The sequence below is a fragment of the Microbulbifer okhotskensis genome, assembly GCF_023895975.1.
In the GTDB taxonomy this organism is placed as follows: Bacteria; Pseudomonadota; Gammaproteobacteria; order Pseudomonadales; family Cellvibrionaceae; genus Microbulbifer; species Microbulbifer okhotskensis.
Genome location: NZ_JALBWM010000494.1, coordinates 1 through 243 on the forward strand (window position 1 = coordinate 1; position 243 = coordinate 243).

Sequence of the window (243 nt, forward strand, 5' to 3'; positions counted from 1 at the left end):
ACGATGCATGTCTGTATCAAAATCAACCTTGCTATCATATTTTCTGGGGCGACCCATATCTCTGTATGTTCCTTTATATAACCACTGTAAGTTTGCATCTATTCGAAATTTTCCAACAATGTGCAACCCCGCTGGAATAATGGCTGAAACAAATTTCACCTTGCTATAATAGGCATCTGCAGCAAGGTATTTAATTCCAAGCGCACGAATTGCTGTCGCAACTTTGACGGCATGATCGGCATA

The 243-nt window shown here is 40.7% G+C and carries 1 pseudogene; it reads right to left on the reverse strand.

The annotated features are described in order from the left end of the window. Positions 1–243: pseudogene (locus tag MO867_RS23045) on the reverse strand (hypothetical protein); the annotation flags it as partial.